We start from the raw sequence: 18,560 nt of genomic DNA on the forward strand, positions 1-18,560 counted from the left end.
GGACAACTACGGAATTTACAAGAGTTGGATTTGAGTTTTAACTCACTTACAACTCTCCCCAAAGAAGTCGGGCAATTGGAGAATTTACAACGGTTGGATTTGCATCAAAACCGACTCGCAACTCTTCCTATGGAAATCGGACAGTTAAAAAATTTACAAGAGTTAGATTTGAATAGCAACAAACTCACAACCCTTCCGAAAGAAATAAGACAACTACGAAATTTACAAGAGTTAGATTTGCATCGAAACCAACTCACAACTCTCCCAAAAGAAATCGGACAACTACAGAATTTAAAGACCTTGAATTTGATTGTTACCCAGCTAACAACCCTTCCCAAAGAAATAGGGGAGCTTCAGAATTTAAAGACCTTGAATTTGCTTGATAACCAACTTACAACTCTTCCCAAAGAAATAGGGGAGCTTCAGAATTTAGAGATCTTGGTTTTGCGTGAAAACCGGATCACAGCTCTTCCGAAAGAAATCGGACAACTACAGAATTTACAACGGTTGGATTTGCATCAAAACCAACTCACAACTCTCCCGAAAGAAATCGGACAGCTACAGAATTTACAAGAGCTCTGTTTAGATGAGAATCAACTCACGACTCTTCCGAAAGAAATCGAGCAATTACAAAACTTACGAGTCTTGGATTTGGATAATAACCAACTCACGACTCTTCCGAAAGAAATCGGACAATTACAGAACTTGCAAGAGCTCTGTTTGGATGAGAATCAACTCACAACTTTTCCTAAGGAAATCAGGCAACTGAAAAATTTACAAGAGTTGCATTTGTATTTGAATCCTCTCTCATCCAAAGAAAAAAAAAGGATTCGAAGATTACTTCCAAAATGTGAAATTCATTTTGAAGAATATCATATATAGAATTCTTTAGTTTCCTCAAAATACAATTCTCGATCCGGAAAATCTTTATGAACTTTCGCATAACTTTGAATTACTTACAAAAAATATCCATTTGTCTTTTTCTTCTAACCTGTTTTATTTACGAATTGCAAGCAGAAGAATCAGAATCAGGAACTTACACAGACTTAGCAAAAGCGCTTCAAAATCCTTTGAAGGTTCGAACCTTGGATTTGAGTGCTAACTGATTCAAAACTCTTCCTAAGGAAATCGGAAAATTGAAAAATTTACAAGAGTTGAATTTGAATAAGAACCAACTCACAATTCTTCCTAAGGAAATTGGGCAATTGAAGAACTTGCGAAAGTTGAATTTGAGTGCTAACCAAATCAAAACTATTCCGAAAGAAATTGAAAAACTACAAAAGTTGCAATCGTTGTATTTGCCTAATAACCAACTTACAACTCTTCCACAAGAAATTGGACAACTACAAAAGTTGCAATGGTTGTATTTGCCTAAGAACCAACTCACAACTCTTCCACAAGAAATTGGACAATTGAAGAATTTGAAATCGTTGAATTTGAGTTATAACCAAATCAAAACTATTCCGAAAGAAATTGAAAAACTACAAAAGTTGCAATCGTTGGGTTTGGATAATAACCAACTTACAACTCTTCCACAAGAAATTGGACAACTACAGAACTTGCAATCGTTGGATTTGAGTACTAACCGACTTACAACTCTTCCACAAGAAATTGGACAACTACAGAACTTGCAATCGTTGGATTTGAGTACTAACCGACTCACAACTCTTCCACAAGAAATTGGACATCTACAGAATTTGCAAGAATTGTATTTGGTTTCTAACCAACTCACAATTCTTCCTAACGAAATCGGACAATTAAAGAACTTGCAAACGTTGAATTTGCGTAATAACCGACTCACTACTCTTTCTAAAGAAATTGAGCAACTACAGAATTTGAAATCGTTGGATTTGCGTTCTAACCAACTTACTATTTTTCCTAAGGAAATCGGACAATTGAAGAATTTGCAAGTTTTGGATTTGGGTTCTAACCAACTCACTACTCTTCCAGAGGGAATCGGACAATTGAAGAACTTGCAAACATTGGATTTGGATTCTAACCAACTTACAACTCTTCCACAAGAAATAAAACAACTGAAAAATTTACAATTGTTGGATTTAAGTTATAACCAACTCAAAACTCTTCCTAAGGAAATCGAGCAATTGAAGAACTTGCAAACATTATATTTGGGTTATAACCAACTCACAGTTCTTCCAAAAGAAATTGGACAACTACAGAATTTGAAAGTGTTGTTTTTGAATAATAACCAACTCACTACTCTTCCGAAAGAAATCGGACAACTGAAGAACTTGCAAGAATTGTATTTAAACAACAATCAACTCTCAATCGAAGAAAAAGAAAGGATTCGAAAGCTTCTTCCAAAGTGCCAAATTTACTTTGAATAAGATTTCTCTTCTCTTTTGAACAATAAGCAAGCTTGAATAAAATGAAAAATTATTAGATTTGAAACCAAAGATAAAGATTTATGAAATCTTTCTTTTAAAAACACTTAGTTCTTTAAAAAAGAACGTTTAAATTGAATGACATTTTATTTTTATTTAGAAACTTGTCTTTCAATTTAATTCAATCCCAATCCGGATAACCTCTATGAACTTTCGCATAACTTTGACTTACTTACAAAGAATAATAATTAGTCTTTTATTTCTCATTCATCTTTCTTGCGAGATTCAAGCATGCGAAGAACCAGGAATTTATAGAGATTTAACAAAAGCGTTCCAAAATCCTTTGGATGTTCGAGTTTTGATTTTGAGTGAACAAAAACTCAAGGTTCTTCCTGAGAAAATTGGACAACTTAAAAACTTGCAAATGTTGGATTTGAGTGATAACCAACTCATAATACTTCCTAAAGAAATTAGACAACTGAAGAACTTGCAAGAATTGTTTTTGAATTATAACCAACTTACAACTTTTCCTAAGGAAATCGAGCAATTGAAAAGCTTGCACAAGTTGTATTTGAGCAATAACCAACTCACTATTCTTCCTGTCGAAATTGGACAACTACAGAATCTTCAAGAATTGAATTTATGGAATAATCAACTTAAAACCATTTCTAAGGAAATCGAGCAATTGAAGAACTTGCAAAAGTTGTATTTGGATAATAACCAACTCACAGCTCTTTCTAAGGAAATCGGAAAACTACAGAATTTGAAATCGTTGTTTTTGAGTAATAACCAACTTACAACTTTTCCTAAGGAAATCGGAAAACTACAGAATTTGCAAGAATTGTATTTGAGTAATAACCAACTTACAACTTTTCCTAAAGAAATCGGAAAACTACAAAAGTTGCAATGGTTGGGTTTGGGTGATAACCAACTCACAACAATTCCTAACGAAATCGGAAAACTACAAAAGTTGCAAGAGTTGAATTTAGATGTTAACCAACTCACAACAATTCCTAAGGAAATTGGGCAATTACAGAATTTACAAGTGTTGTTTTTGAGTTATAACCAATTTAAAACAATTCCTGTGGAATTCGGACAACTAAAGAATTTAAAAATGTTGAGTTTAGATGCTAACCAACTCACAGCACTTCCTAAAGAAATCGGAAAATTGAAGAATTTAAAAATGTTGAATTTAGATGCTAACCAACTCACAACAATTCCTAAGGAAATTGGACAATTACAGAACTTGCAAACTTTGTATTTACGAAACAACCAATTCTCAATCGAAGAAAAAGAAAGGATTCGAAAGCTTCTTCCAAAGTGCCAAATTTACTTTGAATAAGATTTCTTTTTCTGAGTTTTTTTACCCTATCCGTTATTTGGATAGGATGATTTTATAAATTTGTTTTTACTGAACCTGAATTTTTATATCATTCGGTGCTGTGGTTATAGTTTCCGAAAAGTATTGAGCTAATATTACAAGCGGACCCGATGCGGTTGATGAACTCCAGGTTACTTGATTTTGACTTTGGACGTTTTGGTTAAAACTTATTGTTTTATACGTTGTAGGATAACACGCATCTGTTCCAGTCACTACAAAGATTTGTAATCCTCCTGATCCTATATTCGTTATATTTGAAGTAAATACAATTTGTTGATTTGGTATATACGAATCTATCTTTATAGCTGTAAGTGAACTTGGAGTTTTGTAATCAAATAATAAAGTTTTTAGCGTTGCGTCTGCTGTTGTCGGATTTTTACATACAGAACTTGATTCTATACTCAATGTTATATCCGTAGGTATTGTATTGCTTGAACCATACGACGAAGCCAAAGCCATTAAATTCCCAGACAAAGGAGTTGCGTATACCGTCTTTTTATTTATGCGAGGTGAAAATAAATTAAAGGAGTTTAGAAAATTACTATAATCTTGAGGAACGTCACAGGGACTATTTGCGCTATAAAATCGTATCGTATATTGCACCGGAAGAGACTCTTTCATATCCAATTCGATTCTTCTTCCAAATTCAAAATTACTTAAATATCCAAGACTTCCTACGTATTGATTGATCCTACTGGTATACGGTGTAAATTTTAACGGTATATTCTCCCCTTTATACTCTGGAGTTGAACAATTTTGGGCTACTTGTGCCGTTAAGAGTAAGGTTAATAATTCTTCATTTGAGTTATCTGACTGTTTACAATTGTTTGCTGTTTGTAGACAAATTGCTATTAATAGTAATTTTGTTATGATTTTCATTTTTATTCCTTTATTTTTTCAGGAAACTCTATTCTATTTTTTAAGGTTTTATATAAGTTCCCTAAAAGAATTGAGTTCGATTGAATCATCATATTCTCTTACGTTCGAATATTACAAATTACAATAATAATTTAACAATTGTTAATTTTTGAGTCGAGACAACAATATTCAGAATTAAATTTATCCATTGCAAGCTTAATCAATTCTTTTTGCTTTTTCTCTACTCGATAGAACGGATATATCACCCCTCCCCAAATAGAATAATAAGCGGACCAAGAAATGCTTATCTCGGAATGATAAATTTCTTTTTTTTGTTTGTTTTCATAAATGTTAAAAGAAATTTTTGATTTTCTGTTTGATCTGATAGGAAATATTCCCATTGTAATAATACCAAAAATATTAAATAGATCATTTATGATCTCCGATTCTTCTTCATATTTCAATTCTCCATAAATATTCGAATTATCATTATTTTCTTCTCGATTCAAAGAATTGCTAATAATGACTTGCTTCATTGAATCCGAATATAGATTATCAAAAAGTCTAAACCTGCCTTCTTGGGCTTGCATTGATTTTATATTTGGAACAATTAATTTAATCCGAAACAAGCCTTTGCAATTCTTTTCAGAAACCAAACTATTTATGGAATGTATATTTTCGGAACTTCCTGTAAATACGCATCCTTGAAAACTAAATAATAATATAAGTAATATTCTATTACGATAATTTATCATTTTTACACTCCAGTTTTCACATTCCTAATCCATTAGTATTTCGGCTGCTAGTTCCGGCTGTATTACCTACTGCGCAATTGTATAACATTTGATATTCTACAAATTGATTATTTGTAGACAATGAGCCTAAGTTTTCCTGATAGTGATTATTCATAAAATTATAAGCGCAGGCAGCCGCATTTGGAATATGACGTCTTGTATTCGAATAGTCTAATAAATCTTCTGCTGCTCTTCCTAATCTCAAAATTCCATAACCAATTAAGTATGGATTTTTAGTAATGAAAAAACCAGCAATAGATATAACAACATCGCTCAAATCAAAAGCCCATTTATAATTTTTTCGCTTATTATCAATCTTAGTTTGATCTTTAGCATTTCCCCAAAGATACCCATCGAACGCACCTTCAAAGCTTCCAGTCATCAAATATCCCAATATTGCCCCTTTAGTTGAATCTCGCATACCTCTGAGTTTTGTTGGGTTATGAACAAAAGTAGCGTTATGAACAAAACGATTTACTCCCTTCGAAATCCCATTTGTACTCAACTTCTTGTCCAGACCTTTAGAATTAAAATCCTTCCCCATAGCATGACCAACGATACGATTTAACATGTGCATCATATCAGGACCGGAAATGTGTCCACTAGGATCACGATAACTAACAGGATTTCCATCTACATACATATAACGATTCATACCATTTACAGAATCAGGTGCAATCACTGAATCCGCCTGCAAGAAACGGCCTAACGTAGGTTCGTAAAAACGAGATTTGTAATAGTAAAGACCTGTTTCTTTGTCTTCAATCTGTCCCGTAAACTTGTAACGAAATATATCAGGACCATAAGAATCGTTACGTATAATAGAACCATAGGGTTCATAAGATACAAAACTTACTCCTGGTTCTGGACCACTTGCAGGATTTCCTGCACCATCCGTTATCATCGTAATCGAACCTAAATGATTGGGATGATAAAAATACATTCCAGTTACGGGCATTCCCCCTACACTTCCACCACCCGTCATTCCTACCCCTGGATTTTGAATACTAGGAACTCCTGGAGCTACGTTTGCACCCATTGCCAATATCCAAGGTGGGTCACCGTCTTTCCCACCGGTTCCGGGTAACACTCCACAACCGGGCAAGGAAGTTACTACAAATAAAGACAATATCAAGGCCGGGGTTGCACCCCCTTTCCAACCAAGATTTTGTAAAAGTAGATTCTCCTTTAGGAAATAAGGATATACTAAATAAATAACTGCTAATAATAGCAAGAAATAAAACGCCTTGTAAAGACCGGTCGGAACCCCAGACTGAAAGAATTTAGAATATCCAAATATACCAATAAACTCAGATTCAAATCTGTTTTTCCAGTAGTCACTACAATCCCCCGTAACGTCCTTACAAAATGGTTTGATCATAGAACTAAAAATATTTCCAAGAACAAAACGATTTTCTTCCGATTCGTTTCCAGAAATCCGTAACGTCGCGCCTTCTCTTGTCCACTGGGCCACAAGGTCCCCTTGTAAACCTTTAACATACAAAGTATGTCTTTCCGGTTTGCCGGGCTCTCTTACAATTTCATAGTTATCATCTAAAGTATAGGTTGAAAATAAAGTAATGTCTGATACGGACTTTACACGGTTTCCTTGAAAGTCGTATACGTTTCGGATCGAACTACTCGTAGCATAAGGAGTAATTTCGATCAACTTACCATAACTATTGTAGCGTAAAGTATCTCCGTTACGAGAAACCATATTCCCACTGGCGTCATAGCCGTAGGTCATTACTCCTGTGTTTGCACTTGTGGCCGTTGTTACGGCATTCGCGTGACTTGCATCCCCATACGCTAAAGTATATGCACCTTTTTGAATTAAGTTTCCATTGGCGGAAAAAGTATAGTTTTGAGTCCCATATTTGCCCGTAGCTTGCGTCACCCTTCCCAAATTGTCTAAGGTAAAGTTCTGGGTTCTGTTTGGATTTAACTTGTCTTCAATTTTTGTAATATACCCTTTAGAATCATACGTAAGTTCGGTATTCCCGATAACTGAACCATCCGGTTTTTTAGACAAAATACTCAAAGGTTTTTTGTCCAGTGGTTCAAAACCAATTTCCATAGTAACCCCGTTACCGGAAGTTCTTCTTAAACTCGGAACCCCATTGGAATCTAAATAAGGACCTTGATAGCTGACTACTGTGTGACCGGTGCTTGTTCCGTCCGCCGTGTCCATCGTGATACTCGACAAAGTTCCGTTAGACGAATAGAAATTGTGTAATTTAGTTCCATCCGGAAGCGTTTCCGTAATCGGTCGATTTAAAGAATCATAATCGGTTTTAAAAATAGCCGTTATATCATCCACATATTTTGTCTTTTGAATCTCGTTTCCTTTTTGATTAAAAAGGAACTCGGTTCTTCCAGACTCATCCGTAATTTTAGTTAACCTTCCTCTAGAAAAGGGAACACTAGCATCGTCATACGTAAATTGAATCGGTGCTTCTGGACCGTTTGTAGTTTGAGTCAAAGGTCTTCCGAGTAAGTCATAGGTAAAAGTGATCGTTTTACCCCTGGCATCCGTTTGAGAATACAAACGTCCTAAAGAATCATACGAATAAGAAATAGTTCCAGAATTCGGGTCTTGAGTAGAAATCCTTCTTCCTAAAGAATTGTAAGTGAATGTGGTCGTAAGACCGCCCACATCCGTCACAGAAGAAATACCACCAAACGGAGAATAGTTGGTTAAAATCGTCCTACCGTTTACCGTTTTAAGAATCACTTGACTCAGTTCGTTTTTCGTGACTACTTCTGTTTTAGTTTGGCCGTCTGGGAAGGCTGTCGTCCTTGTTTCCGTAAATCCAGTTTTTGTAATACTCGTTTGAATCGTACCGTTTGCACTCGGTTCTAAGATTGTGGTCAGTTCACCGTCCGGATCATTGTATTGATACGTCGTAAACTGTGGAGTGAGGCTAGTATAGTATTCGTTGGATTTTTGAATCAAAACCCCTCTGGTATAATCAAAGTAGTTGTCTTCAATCGAATTGATCCCACTCAGTGCCGTATTTCCTTCACTTCGAATCGTATTTCCCAAAGGATCGGTAAAGATACGAGTTGTACTTACATTCCCGCTTACGTTGTCCCGGATACTTTTTGTCACAAACTCATTGTTATTTAAATTTGTTAAATTGTATTCCCCCGTATTGGAATAGGTATACGTTTCGTTTGCAGTCCCTTCCCCTGGATACGTTACGCTTGCTTTTCTTCCATAACCGTCGTAACTCGTCAATGTAATCGCACCATTGGGATCTGTGGAAGAAGTTTCTAATCCAGTCGCAAAATCATAGTTAGTCGTCGTGACGTGTCCCAGTGTGTTTGTTTTTGTCACCGGAAAATGATTGAATACCGGATCATACGTAAGAAAAGAAACTCCTCCAGAAGGTTCCGTAACCGAAACTACATTCCCAAAAGAATCATAACCAAATGTTGTAGTCAGAGGAGAAGCACTTGCGGGAAACTGAGTCTGAGAAGTTAAATTGTCTCCCGTATATCCGAGTTGTGTGTCTGTAACCCAAGTGCCGTCTACATTTTTTCTGGATCTTGTAACCCTTCCCATTCTCCAACCAGCCACGTCGTTAGAAACTTGAGAAGTATTTGTAATCGTATGGGGACCTAAACTTTCTACTACACTCGTCGTAAAACCGTAAGAATCATACGTAAAATTTTGAATCGATGTTTCCACTAACGTTCCGTTTCTGTAATCGTTGGTAGTGATTGTTCCCACAACGGCAATTTCGGTCCCGAAAGGATTTGGAAAACTAAAACCGGACTGAGTCGTAGAACCCGTTAGGTTATTGGATGCGTTATAATTTCTAGTAGATTGTGGTATTCCGGCCAAACGATAGTCATTTTGAAAATAATCCGTGATTTTGTAAAAGTTCGTATTTACATCCGTTTCCCTTATGGAAGCAAACCCTAAACTTCTAGAAATAGTACGAGTTCCTTGGATATATCTTTCATTCGTATAACTGTAATTAGTTGAATGGACGATTCCGTTAGATAAGTCCTGTCTTGTCTGAGTGACTAAAAAACCGGGGGTCATACTAGGTACATCCGGATAGTTTCCGGTTCCTGTTTGTAGAGCACCTGAATGATTATTTTTAAGTTGATACTGAACTTGAGAGGTTTGACCGGCACCGTTGGAAACATTCAAAAGCTGATCTTCTCCCGAATTCCTAGGACTATTATAACGATAGTAAATTCTTCCCCAGGTTTTATCTAAAGAAAGAAACGCGATACTTACATCACTAATCCCGTCTAAATTCATGTCTTGGAGTGAGATTTGATACGTATCAGATCTTTCGATTCCATTGGATTCGGTATATTCTTGAGTGGAAAATCCACCAAAACTAAAACCAGGACTATAATAAAAACTACCGTCCCCTCTGGAAAGATACGTCTCTATAGTATGATTTTCTTTATTAAATAATACTAAATCAGAAAGACCGTCTCCATTCACTTCTCCAAAGTTAAAATCCACTAGATTTTTACCATTTCCGGCGTTTAGATTGGTAGCAATCGGATTTGAAAACCCGTTTCCCATAAAGATACAAACGATACTTTGAGTTCCTACAAAAGAAACAAAGTCTAACATACCGTCTCCGTTTACATCCGAGAGTGTACTTTTATCAGGGTTTACGTAGCTAAAAAGTGGATACGTTACGTTTTGAGAAGTACCATTCCCTAAATTGAATGTTCTTATCTGTAGAGCATACGTAGCCTGTCCTAGATTTCCTTGTGCATAGATTGCGGCTATCTGGTTATTGAGTGCGTAACTCTGTTGACCTACAAAGTTTAACCTCGCGCTGACTATATTCTCTAAAATGGATTGTAAACCGGTGACCGTCGAAGGGGTATAAGGATAGTCTTTGCCATCGGATTCTAAAGAATCGGATAAAGAGTCGTATCCGTTTGCAGTTAAATAGGCTAATAAATTTTCAAATTCGGTATCGTCAATGTTTGCGTGTGTCGTTGGTGTAGGCATTTGATCCACAACCGCTTTGACTCTTGTGTGTTCTGTTTGATACTGAGCCATAAGGGTGTCTAACGCTGTTTTTTGAGATTGTAAAGCGGTTAAGGTAGAATTGTCATAGGTAACCACAAGTTGGACGTAGTCCGCCTTACCGTCTCCCGTAAAATCAATCATCGAATTGAGATAAAAGTCCCCTCCTCCTCCGATCACGATTGGATTGTCAAAGTAGGTTTCTCGGTTGATATAGATCGAAAAACTTCCACCGTTATTGTGGATAAAATCAGAAAGACCGTCTCCGTTTACGTCCCCAAAAAAATCCTTAGCCGCTCTGTCACTGGCAAGTGGTGTTGTGTTATTAGGTCCATAATGAAATTTGTATTCATACGGACTAAATACGTGCATGTCTCTGTTTGCAGAATTTAAATTTACATTTCCAAACAATACAGGAGACGTAAAATTTCCACCCGTGGAATAAATTCCCCAAAGCCTACCGTTATCCTCATATACAAAATCCGTTTTACCATCTCCATTCAAGTCCACAACCTGGTAAAAAGTATTGTAGTGAATTGGAATATTAGGACCATTGAATGAAATCGCGGGCTGTCCTATTTTTTGGATATGTCCTACCAAATGAATCGATCCGTTCGCTTCGTTTCCGTTTAACGTCGCAAAGTCTACAATCCCATCCCCGTTTAGATCCATCGGCAACCAAGCGGTCAAAGCGGAATCCACACCCACTTCGCAAGATCCTAGTCCGCCCCAACCTAAAAAACTCCAACAGTTTCCCGCTAAGTACTCTAAGAAATGTTGATTGCCTCCCCAACAAACAGGTATGGCCGCGCACAAACAAGACGCAAACCCTATATTACAAGCGTTTCTGTCCGGAACCGGAACCTTAACTACATACTGTAAGGATGCGTCTATATTAGAATCCAATGCGGATGGGTGATACGGTAGATTTCCGTTTAAAATAAAATTCATCGCATCCACCGCTATATTTGGTATGAATACATTCATATTAGAGACACTCGACAAGTTTTGATAGTCGAGATGTCCGGGTGAAAAACTCCCTGAATGATTGGTATAGTTAAAATCTAAATCCGCAAAGTTTTCACTTCCAAAAGTGTTACTTCCATTTTGTTTCAACTTTCTGAATATACTTCTACCCGTTACAGGACCATAACTATAATCTAAATCGTAGGTTCTGAATACATTTCCACCTACTCTAATTTCGATTGTATCGAGTCTTTTTTGAATTCTTTCCATCGTTCCAAGTGAGTAATTTGGAATTTTGTCGTTTCTATTTTCGAAATTAAACCGGATCGTTCTGTCGTTATACATAATCGTATTTGGATAATAGTCTCCGCTATTTACATCAACCGGAGTGTAATTAACGTCGTATCCGTTTCCGTGTGAATCTTCTTCTCTCGATAACGCCCATTCCCGAATAGAACCGGCGGTTCTTCCTAAGGCCGGAATCCTTGAGTCTATACTTCCACCAAAAATAAATCTTCTACCGTCTTTCTCAGTTGCCATCCAAGTACAAGGACCGTCTCCACAAGTTCCCTGTGGTTCAAATTTTATATACGATTCCTTTTTAGAATGATAGATCGTTTTATTTCCGGATACGTCAATCAGCTCACCCACCAAACTAGATACATACGAATCACTTCCGTTGTAATTAATTCCCAAAGAAGGGTTTCTGGAAACGGTAGGAAGTCCGTTTAGACTCCAGCCCATTCCTACAATCGTATTTCCTCCATTTGAATTGTAACTAAGAGATAGACTAGGAACTACTTTGCCGGGTGGTAGTTCTATTTCGATTTGTGTATTGGCAGATCCATCCGGACCCGCTTGTAAAGTAGGAAGTTTTTGGGGAATCCCTCCTGCAATCGCGGAAGCAACTGCGTTCAACGTATTTTGAATTCCTTCGAGTAAAGAAAAATTGAATAAAAACAAAAACGATACACTTAAGAAAAAAAATCCGACATAACGTTTCATATTAGATTTCCCAGTTCTTTTATTCACAAATCGTAATTCTTTGTTAGTTGTTTTTCGCCTAACAAATTCTTTAATTTGTGATACCAGGCCACAAATATAGTAACTAGCGGTTTCTAGGAAGACTTTTTTCACTTTTCTAGGAAATATAAAGTTATTATGTTATAACCTACCTATTAACTCATCAAAAAATTTTTATAATATGAAAAACTTTTAATTTCATCAAATTTGCAAAAAATATTTATCTATTTACAAGATTAACATACTTCAAACTTCTGGATCATAATTTTTCAAGAGATTATAATATGACAAAAAAACTAATACGTTATATTCTATTTTTTGCATGTATTGGAACCTTTAAATCTGGTTTATTTGCTTCCGAACTTCTTCTTAAATCAGGAGAAGCTTTTTTAATCGAAGAGGTAAACGAAAGCGCGGACGTAGTGAACGTCAGGTGGAAAGGTAGACAGTTTAGAATTCCAAAATCGGAGATTCAAAGAATTGATTATTCTAAAAAAGGACCTGAATCTTCTTACAATTATTCCGAATTCCGTTTAACGGATGGTAGTCAAGTCCGTGGAATTATTGTAGAAACTAAAAAAGACAAATTAGTTTTTCGAACCGAATTAGGATTTGTAGAAATAGAAAAATCTAAAATTCAAAATTTAAACGAAAACTCTTTAGAAAAAGAAAGTCCAAACTTACCTGACAAATATCTTTCGGGTAGATCCGGTGAAAATCTACTCTATGTAGGTGGAAGTCTTTTATTTCAAACTACAATCGGACCTTCTCACAAAACGAATCCGGGGGCCGGTGGTGCTGGTCTTTTTATCGAAAAAGGTTTTATCAATCATCCTTTATGGTTTTTCGGTTTTCTTTCTGAATACTCAGTGGCTCCAGGTGCACAAGGTTCTATTTCTTTTTGGAATCAATCCTTATATGTAGGAAAACAATTGGGCGCTTCTGCTCCTTACTTTTTGTTTGGAGGCGGAGTAACTTCCGTTCAATGGAAAAACGATTCTCGTTCTTTGAACGGAACCGATCCGGAACTTTTAGGCGAGTTTGGTTGGGCTTGGGAATTTAACAACGGTTCTCGTTTGCGTCTTGGAATTCGTTCTCAGTGTACATTAGAATCTGGAGATTCTTTTTGTAGATCCGGGATTCGTATCTCTTGGGGGATTTTGTTATGAACAAATTTCAAATATTTAGAATATGGGAACTCATACATTTCAAGGTTGTCTCAAAATTTGTAGGCTTCTTTTTAAGAAAAATTATTTTGAATTTCTCGCAAAATGTGTTAGTCTCCGCAAAAACGGTCGCTCTGTGTGATTCACAACAGACTTATTTTGCAGAATCTCAGGAAGAGTTCTTGCATTATAAAGTTTTTAACAAACGAGTTTTGAATCAAATCCTTTCTAAAATTAAAAAAAACAAAATAAGTCCGTTTCAAGAACTTAGGATGGGAAAATCTTACGAAAACTTTATAAGAATAAAAATCATCCTTAGAAAACAAAACTGGTTTCGATCAAAAATAGAGTCTGATTCGATTTTAAAAAGAAGAAATATATTTTTTCTAATACTCTATTTATCAATCTTTCCACTTTCCAACTGTCTCAATTCTCCTTTGTCTAATATTCACGATGCGCAAAATGAAAAAGTAACCTTGGCTTTTGTTTCCCAAATTGGTTCCCGTTCGGCAACAATCACTTGGGAATGTTCTCATTCTCTTCCCGGTTCCATTTTGTATGGAAAGTCAGGTTTGGAATCGGTTGTGACTAGTTTAGAAAATTCTAAAGTTCATTCCATGACACTTCCCAATTTAGAATCCAATACGGATTATTTAGCCTTTGTTTTTTGTTCTAATAGTACAGACAAACTACAAAGTATTCCACTTACTTTTAAAACTTGGATCAGTGATTTTCCAAATAGAACCCGTGGTCTTTGGGTTATAGGCGGGATGGGTGCGGATGCATCCCCCGTAAGAGAAATTGATTTTTTTGATCCGGTTACTTCTACTTGGTATCCTTCCGCAACTTCAATTCCTACCCCTAGAGTTTTTGCAAACATAGTCTCTCACAAAAATAAAATCTATGTCATCGGTGGAATGGAAAAGCAAGGAATCAATTACGTAGCTTCTAAAAAAACCGAAGCGTATGATCCGTATTTAGATCAGTGGACTACACTTTCAGATATGCCGGTAGCCAATCAAGGAGGAGTCATTGCTTCTGTGGGAGAAGAAATATTTATCATTTCCGGCACGACCACAAACGATATGACTACAGGTACTATTTTAAATACGGTTTCTCGTTTGGCTCCTGGAATCGGACAAAATGGCTTTTGGCAAAATTATCTTTCTTTAACCGCTATCTTTTCACGAGTAGACATGTCCGGTTGTGGATTAAACGGTAATATCTTTTTTACAGGTGGAAGATTTACAAACGACGGAACACCTCAGGCAACTTCGGATTCTTTTTCTCCTTCGATCAATTCTACTTCCGCCGCCGGTGAACCTTCTATCACAATCGCAAGACACGGAGCCGGTTCTACTTGTGTAAAATCTTTAAACTCTGATCCCTATCCTAGTGATCCAGAATGGATCGCGGTTATCGGAGGATCTACGGGAACAAGTACACTCCAACCGATTACATCTATTACTACATCCAATCGTACCGACTTCTATCAAAATGGTATGGTTGCTTTTGCGATTGGTCCTATTTTACCCGTTGCCGTTTATTTTCCAGGGGTAGAAGCTTCTTACGAAACTAGAAAGTTATTCGTTTTTGGTGGTGCTTCTGCACTGAACATTCCTACCGATTCTGTTTATTCTATCGGTCTTCAAAACCCAATTGCCAGTAATTGGTCTTTAGATTCTCTTAAAATGCCTCGGGCTCGTTATGCTCACAAAGTAATTCGTATCGACAGGTAAAAAACTATATGAAATCTATATTTCAAATCTTTATATATTCTATTCTTCTAATGTTGATCCTTTTGACTAAAGATTCTTTTCCAGACGAAATGTCGGGAGGTCACGAAAACGCTAAAATGTTTATCGAAGAAAAAAGATACATAGAAGCGGAAAAGTTAGCCATTTCTTTACTTACTAACAATCCTTCTGATGTAACCGCTGAATATATTCTTACTTCTGCTTGGGTTGGTTTAGGTAGGGAAGAAGCTAAAAAAGGAAACCTTGATAAAGCAATCGAACTTTTACAAAAAGCACGTCAAAAATGGCCCTTTGATCAGGACTTAAAAAAAGAAATTGAACTACTGGGAAATATTTCTTCTAAAAAAAATATTCTATCTAACTCTTCTCAAAATCGTAGATCCAACGGCTCACAAACCGTCATCCTTTTAGATTCAGAATTATTTCGTTCCATCGATGATCTAAAGTCGGAACTCCATTCTACAATTGTTAGTCTCAAAGATACTCATTCCTACAACAAAAAACAAGAATCCTTTTCTAAAAAAGAAATACTCTTTCTTGGTTTGATTTTGATCTTTACGTTGGTTTCTTTTTGTAATCTTTATTTCACTTTTCTTTTGTGGAAGAGGAGATAATAGTTTTATACTAAGAACTTGTCCCAAAACCTGTCAAGGCCCATAGAAGCGAAACGCTGAGTTTCATAAAATGTGGGAACTACCACATTTTATAAAATAGAAGTTTATAACAATTGAATCTATAGTCTTCAAGCGTGGGAACTACCACAAAACTTAGGTTTATCTGTAAAATGATGTAGGAACTACTGCAAATCACGATTTTATGAACAAATTCTAAAATAGTAGAAACTCATACTTTTAGAAAAATTTTTTCTTACACCGAACTCACGTTAACGTAACTCTTTTTGAATGAATTAGAGTTGTTGAAAAATTCCCTAGTTCCGATTAACAAAACTGCTTCAATTGCCCATTTCCATAAAATAGAAACAAATGGAGAATTAATTTTTCAACAATTCTATTGTATATTTGGGATATTACGATTGTCGTTTGTCTCGAATTTGTACGAAGCGTGAGCATCGAACAGAACAGGGCGCATCTTAAGAGACCTCTAAAAAGATATTTATAATTCTGAAAGTAGATGGAAGAGCATTTGGGTGTTCATGTATTGATAAAAACTTTAAAAAAGGCTGAATGCTAAATTTTTCGATTCTCCTTCAAATTCATTTCGAATGTTTGAATGGGAACATATTTGACTTATATCAGATTTAATTTTAATTTTTTCGAAGTAAAAAATTGATTTCTGTTGTTATATACTCACAAAGTTTCGATTTGCTTGAAAATGCAAATCTTTTGAAATCAGGAGAATTTAAATGAAACAAATTTTTAGTATTTGGTTGGCAGCTTTATTGTTGTTCAGCGGATGTGCCAACGAAAACGGAGGAAATAAAAGTTCTTCCCTGTTGCTTTCCGGAATTGTCAGCGAACAGCTGTTAAATATCGTGGCGGATCCAAAATCATCGGAATCGGTCATTATCATTCCTACGCTTTACGTAGATTCTATTTCCGGAAGCGATTCCAATGCTGGTACACAATCCGCTCCGTTTAAGACGATTACTAAGGCCACTTTAGTTGCCACGGCGAGCGGCATCAAAGTAATTGCGGTTGCACCGGGTACGTATGACGCGTCCCTGGGAGAAGTTTTTCCAATTTATATTCCCGAAGGTGTCAATCTATATGGGGACAGTAACGGGAAAGGTTTAGCAGGCGGCTCTTCCTCCCTTTATGCAGGACCACCAGGAACTCCACCTAAGACAGGACCAACTTTGATTTCTGGAGTTGGAAGTTTTCCGCCGACTATTTATTTTCCTACCGTGGTTCCAGAATCCAGTAGTCAGATCGCAGGGTTTAAAATCAATAATCCTAGATTTTACGACTCTGGTTCTACAGTTAATGCGGGAATTTATTTAAAAAATACCGGAATTACGGTCAAAAATAATACAGTAACTGCAGTAAAAGGAACAGGAATTAGCATCCATCCTTCTAATGGGATCGGAGGGGGACACGTCATTTCCGGTAATTTCATTACTTCCAATTCTCACGGATTGCATGAAGCGGATTCAAATTCGAATAGCAAAGTGGAAGACAATGTGATCACTCAAAATTGGATCGGCGTTTCCACTTTTGATGGTCTTCTTGATTTGGGAGGTGGAAGTCGTGGAAGTAAGGGAGGGAACACTCTTTCCTGCAATACAATGTATGACTTGGAAGTAGACGTTTCTCAAGGGTTTCATTTCTATGCTTTAAACAATTTCTGGGATCATATCCCCCTTACGATCGCTACATTTCCAGATGGAAGTGCGACGGCGGATCTTGAAAACTCCTATCAGTATGCCATTATGCATATAAGCGGAAGTAGTGTGGTTTCTAAACCTTGTAATCCTTGATGGATTTCCCCACTTTTGTAGAAAGAGTGGGGCTTTCTTTCCCCCTTTTAGAGAAGAACGTAGGTTTTAACAGTAATTGAATTAACGAGTAATATAAGATTGAGACTTTCAATTTGATTGTAAAAAATCCTGAATTCACAAATTGGCCTCTCAGATCTTCTTCTATCAAATGTTAAATGATACAAAGGCTTTTATAAATTTAAGTATTTTTTACAAGTATGCTCGAACTTTAAATCCGGATTTCAAACGTTTCAAAAAGCCTAAGCAAAAAATCGGGATTCGTGTCTCCTCTACTTTAACACTTCTTCACATGGATACTACCATCTTACGCGTGTAAGACGGTTCTAAAGTTTATATCCACTTTTTATCATGGACAATTTCTTTCTTACGATTCTAGATTAGAAAACCTCTTTAGGGTGGGATGCAAAGAATACGGTTTTAAATCTTAGAGTAGTTTGTGAAAAATTCAATCTATTTCACAAGCCAATTCACTTGCCTTGTGACGACGGTTTCGAAAATCAATTGAAGCCAACGGTTTCTTAGACCAACCCAATCTATTCATCAAAAAACTAATCGCTCAAGTAAACATATCTTGCTCAAACAGTATGATCGAAACTGTGGATAAGAAAATGAAATATGAATTTCTATTTCCTAAAAGTCTTGTTTCATTTAAGAACGTGATCGACACTCTCCAAGTTGCTGTCTCTCAATACAACACAAGACCTAAAACGCGACCCATAGGAAAGCGTTTTGCTGAGTTTTCCAACGCGACCCATAGGAAAGCGTTTTGCTGAGTTTTCCAACGCGACCCATAGGAAAGCG

Annotated in this window: 11 protein-coding genes and 1 pseudogene; 9 read left to right on the forward strand and 3 right to left on the reverse strand. The window is 36.4% G+C overall.

Translation table 11 applies throughout. The features are described 5' to 3' along the window. The 4 genes from BW942_RS16175 to BW942_RS16185 all read left to right on the forward strand — a co-directional run. Positions 1 to 882 (forward strand): leucine-rich repeat domain-containing protein (locus BW942_RS16175; RefSeq protein ID WP_082279656.1); only part of this gene is annotated, 882 nt, incomplete at its 5' end. A gap of 47 nt (positions 883 to 929) precedes the next feature. After that, positions 930 to 1,106, forward strand: coding sequence for a hypothetical protein (locus BW942_RS21840; RefSeq protein WP_002139236.1), 177 nt, complete (start codon positions 930 to 932; stop codon positions 1,104 to 1,106). A gap of 21 nt (positions 1,107 to 1,127) precedes the next feature. Next, on the forward strand, positions 1,128 to 2,345 hold the full coding sequence (locus BW942_RS16180; RefSeq protein WP_225741125.1) for a leucine-rich repeat domain-containing protein: 1,218 nt from the start codon (positions 1,128 to 1,130) through the stop codon (positions 2,343 to 2,345). 202 nt (positions 2,346 to 2,547) lie between these two features. Then, complete coding sequence (locus tag BW942_RS16185; protein WP_001011312.1) at positions 2,548 to 3,684, forward strand: leucine-rich repeat domain-containing protein; 1,137 nt, start codon at positions 2,548 to 2,550, stop codon at positions 3,682 to 3,684. 66 nt (positions 3,685 to 3,750) lie between these two features. On the opposite strand, the gene BW942_RS16190 is transcribed toward BW942_RS16185, so the two are convergent. The 3 genes from BW942_RS16190 to BW942_RS22260 all read right to left on the reverse strand — a co-directional run bounded on the left by BW942_RS16190 (position 3,751) and on the right by BW942_RS22260 (position 12,360). Continuing rightward, entirely contained in the window at positions 3,751 to 4,602 is an 852-nt protein-coding gene (locus tag BW942_RS16190) for a hypothetical protein (protein ID WP_000692278.1), read from the reverse strand. Positions 4,603 to 4,733: 131 nt separating this feature from the next. Beyond that, complete coding sequence (locus BW942_RS16195) at positions 4,734 to 5,171, reverse strand: hypothetical protein (RefSeq protein ID WP_001148827.1); 438 nt, start codon at positions 5,169 to 5,171, stop codon at positions 4,734 to 4,736. 181 nt (positions 5,172 to 5,352) lie between these two features. Then, on the reverse strand, positions 5,353 to 12,360 hold the full coding sequence (locus tag BW942_RS22260; RefSeq protein WP_001984041.1) for an RHS repeat-associated core domain-containing protein: 7,008 nt from the start codon (positions 12,358 to 12,360) through the stop codon (positions 5,353 to 5,355). Between the two features lie 302 nt (positions 12,361 to 12,662). Here BW942_RS22260 and BW942_RS16205 point away from each other — a divergent pair, with 302 nt between their 5' ends. The 5 genes and pseudogenes from BW942_RS16205 to BW942_RS21845 all read left to right on the forward strand — a co-directional run. Further along, positions 12,663 to 13,547: an LA_3334 family protein gene (locus BW942_RS16205; protein ID WP_000162787.1), complete on the forward strand. Its 885-nt coding sequence runs from the start codon at positions 12,663 to 12,665 to the stop codon at positions 13,545 to 13,547. After that, positions 13,544 to 15,283 carry a hypothetical protein gene (locus tag BW942_RS16210; RefSeq protein WP_001032052.1) on the forward strand — a complete coding sequence of 580 codons (1,740 nt, stop codon included), beginning with the start codon at positions 13,544 to 13,546 and terminating at the stop codon, positions 15,281 to 15,283. The genes BW942_RS16205 and BW942_RS16210 overlap by 4 nt, the downstream gene beginning before the upstream one ends. Positions 15,284 to 15,291: 8 nt before the next feature. Further along, positions 15,292 to 15,915 (forward strand): tetratricopeptide repeat protein, encoded by a 624-nt coding sequence (locus tag BW942_RS16215; protein ID WP_000835580.1) that lies wholly within the window; start codon positions 15,292 to 15,294, stop codon positions 15,913 to 15,915. Between the two features lie 749 nt (positions 15,916 to 16,664). Next, positions 16,665 to 17,738 carry an LIC10774/LIC10365 family surface protein gene (locus BW942_RS16220; RefSeq protein ID WP_000809392.1) on the forward strand — a complete coding sequence of 358 codons (1,074 nt, stop codon included), beginning with the start codon at positions 16,665 to 16,667 and terminating at the stop codon, positions 17,736 to 17,738. A gap of 119 nt (positions 17,739 to 17,857) precedes the next feature. Then, positions 17,858 to 18,532 (forward strand): annotated as a pseudogene (locus BW942_RS21845) (transposase); the annotation flags it as partial. Positions 18,533 to 18,560 lie beyond the last annotated feature (28 nt).

The sequence above is a fragment of the Leptospira interrogans genome (assembly GCF_900156205.1).
Taxonomy (GTDB): Bacteria; Spirochaetota; Leptospiria; order Leptospirales; family Leptospiraceae; genus Leptospira; species Leptospira interrogans.